General features: G+C 75.2%; 3 protein-coding genes and 1 riboswitch. Of the genes, 2 read left to right on the top strand and 1 reads right to left on the bottom strand.

Annotated elements, in window-relative coordinates; all coding sequences use genetic code 11:
• Nucleotides 1-1,266 (bottom strand): glycosyltransferase family 4 protein (locus tag AE652_RS38585; protein ID WP_049660101.1); only part of this gene is annotated, 1,266 nt, incomplete at its 3' end.
• Nucleotides 1,267-1,498: 232 nt separating this feature from the next.
• On the opposite strand from AE652_RS38585, the gene AE652_RS38580 reads away from it, so the two are divergent.
• Both AE652_RS38580 and AE652_RS38575 read left to right on the top strand, forming a co-directional pair.
• Nucleotides 1,499-2,119, top strand: coding sequence for a TetR family transcriptional regulator (locus AE652_RS38580; protein ID WP_049660100.1), 621 nt, complete (start codon nt 1,499-1,501; stop codon nt 2,117-2,119).
• 113 nt (nt 2,120-2,232) lie between these two features.
• Nucleotides 2,233-2,316: riboswitch (cobalamin riboswitch) on the top strand.
• Nucleotides 2,317-2,422: 106 nt separating this feature from the next.
• On the top strand, nt 2,423-3,118 hold a 696-nt coding region (locus AE652_RS38575; RefSeq protein WP_049660099.1), incomplete at its 3' end, for a prenyltransferase/squalene oxidase repeat-containing protein.

Below are 3,118 nucleotides of genomic sequence, written 5' to 3'. Positions count from 1 at the left end.
GACGCCGGTGGCGAGCGCCGCGCGGTAGGCCTCGGCGGTCAGCTCGGCGGCCCGCTCCCAGGTGAACCGGGCCAGCACCCGCTCCCGCCCGGCCGCGCCGAGCCCGGCCCGCAGCTCCGGGTCGTCCAGCAGCCGGCCGAGCGCGGCGGCCAGCGCGTCCGCCTCCCCCGGCGGCACCGCCAGGCAGGACTCCCCGTCCGGCCCGGCCACCTCGGGGATCGCCCCGCCGGTGGTCGCGACCAGCGGGGTGCCGGTGGCCATCGCCTCGGCGGCGGGCAGCGAGAAGCCCTCGTACAGCGAGGGGACGCAGGCCACCTCGGCCGAGCGGTAGAGGTCGACCAGCTCCTGGTCGGTCAGCCCGCTGCGGAACTCGATGTGCCCGGCCAGCCCGAAGCGGCGCACCGCCTCGGCCACCGGCCCGTCCTCCTTCTGCGGCTTGCCGACCACCACCAGGTGGGCGTCCCGCTCGGTGCGGACCTTGGCGAGCGCCTCGACCAGGAAGACCAGGCCCTTCAGCGGGACGTCCGCGCTGGAGGTGGTGACGATCCGGCCGGGGACGCGCTCGATCTCCGCCGAGGGCGACCAGAGCCGGGTGTCGGCGCCGATCGGCACCACCGAGATCGCGCCGGGCGCGACGCCCAGGTGCTCGGCGATCTCGCGCTGCGAGGTGCCGGAGACGGTGATCACGTGGTCCAGCCGGGCGGCGACCCTCCGCTGCATCCGGGTGAAGGCGTACCAGCGGCGCAGCGAGAGCCGCTTGCCCCGGGTGGTGGCGGCGTCCAGCTCCAGCTGCCGGTCCACGGTGATCGGGTGGTGGATCGTGGTGACCAGCGGGAAGCCGTGCCGGGCCAGGCCGAGCAGGCCGTAGCCGAGGGTCTGGTTGTCGTGCACCACGTCGTAGCGGCCCTTGTGGGCGGCCAGGTACCGGCGGGCGCGCAGCGAGAAGGTGAGCGGCTCGGGGAAGCCGCCGGTGCGCATGGTGGCGAACTCCAGCACGTCCACCGGGCCGCGGAACTCGTCGCGGGCCGGGGTGCGGAACGGGTCGTCGGCGCGGTAGAGGTCCAGGCTGGGCAGCTCGACCAGGCGCACCGAGCCGGGGCCGTCGACCTCGTCGAGCACCGGGAAGGGCTGGGCGCCGATCACGTCCACGTGGTGGCCGAGCCTGGCCAGCTCCCGGGAGAGGTGCCGTACGTACACGCCCTGACCGCCGCAGAAGGGGTCCCCTCGGTACGACAGCAGGGCAATCCGCAGCGGCTGCGCGGTCATCCTGGGCCCTCTTCTCTAGCTGCTTACGGTGCTGCCGGTCGTGCTTCCGGTCGCTAAAGTAGATCAGGTTTCAGTGGCTGGGGAACTCGTCGTCGACCACGTGAACAATGAGAGACCTCGAAGATACCGGCCCGTAGCTTTCCCTCAGGAGCCAGGGCTGGTGATTCCCGCCACGCCGGATCCTGCCGACCATGTGGAGCACGCCGCCACTCTCGCCCGCCCGGGAGCACCCTTGCCGCCACCCCCTCCTTCCACCTCTCCGCAGCTCTCGCCCCCGGGCGAGCCGCCGCTGACCGCGCGCCAGGCCGAACGGCGCCGGCGCATCCTGCGGGCCGCCACCGCGCTGGCGGTGCGGGGCGGGTACGAGGCGGTGCAGATGCGGGAGGTCGCGGAGGGCGCGCAGGTCGCCCTCGGCACGCTCTACCGGTACTTCCCGTCCAAGGTCCACCTGCTGGTGGCGGTGATGCTGGAGCAGCTCCAGGGCCTCCAGGAGCACATCCGGCGGCACCCGCCGACCGACCGCGAACCGGCGCCGCGGGTCGCCGACGCCCTCACCCGGGCCTTCCACGCGCTGCAGCGCGAACCGCTGCTGGCCGAGGCGATGGTCCGGGCGCTGTCCTTCGCGGACCGCTCGGTGGGGGCCGAGGTGGACCAGGTCAGCACGGCCACCGGGCAGCTCATCCTGGACGCGATCGGCCAGTCCGGACCGCCCACCGAGAGCCAGCGCGCGGCGGTGCGGGTGATCGAGCACACCTGGCACTCGGCGCTGGTCGCCTGGCTCTCCGGGCGCGCCTCGATCGCCGAGGTCCGGGCCGACCTGCACACCGCGGCCCGGCTGCTCGCCCTGCCGTGAGCTGCCCTCCCCTCTACTGCGACTGGAACCTGTTCCTGCCTGCTGCGGGGCGCCCGTGGCGCTCCGGCGGCTAGAGTCGACAGTCGGCACAACTCCATCCCGCTCCTCCCCCGGGGAAAGCCGGTGCGAATCCGGCGCTGACCCCGCAGCCGTGAGACCGGCGCCGCCATCGGCCGCCCGGACGAGTCGGAGCACCCGGGGAGGGGCGAGCGGCCAGTCCGGACGCACGCGCCCGGCACCGTCGAGGACTACGGAACGGCCCCGCCCGGGCCACCACCGCTCACCGAAAGGCACACCCGCACCATGCTGACCGCCGCCCGCCTGGGCGCCGCCGCCCTGTCCGCCGCGCTGCTCACCGGCCTCGCCGCAGGACCGGCCCTCGCCGACAGCCCCGCGCCGACCCCCGCCGCCGTTCCCGACGGGCTGTACGGCAAGAGCGACCCGACGTACGACGGCGTCTGGCGGCAGTCGCTGGCGCTCACCGCGCTGACGGCGGCCAAGGTCACCCCGGCCGACTCGGCCGTCGGCTGGCTCACCGGGCAGCAGTGCGAGGACGGCGGCTGGCCCTCGTACCGGGCCGCCGGCGCGGCCTGCGACCCCAAGACCGAGGACAGCAACGCCACCGCCGTCGCCGTCCAGGCCCTGGTCGCCCTCGGCGGGCACCAGGAGGCCGTCGACAAGGGCGTCGGCTGGCTCAAGGCCAACCAGAACGCCGACGGCAGCTGGGCGTACAACCCGGGCAGCCCCGGCGACGCCGACTCCACCGGCCTCGCCGTCAACGCGCTGTTCGCCGCCAAGACCGACCCGGCGGGCGTCGCCAAGGCCGGCAGGTCCGCCTTCGACGGGCTCGCCCTCTTCCAGCTCGGCTGCACCGCCCCCGCCGACCAGCGCGGCGCCTTCGCCTACCAGACCGACCCGGCCGGCGGCGCCCTCACCCCGAACGCCCTCGCCAGCGCCCAGGCCGCGCTCGCCGCGAGCGGCGGCCACCTGCCGGTCGCC

This window comes from Kitasatospora sp. MY 5-36 (genome assembly GCF_001182915.1).
Taxonomy (GTDB): domain Bacteria; phylum Actinomycetota; class Actinomycetes; order Streptomycetales; family Streptomycetaceae; genus Kitasatospora.
Note: the sequence above shows the minus strand (reverse complement) of the source record. Positions and strands in the feature narration are given on the sequence as shown.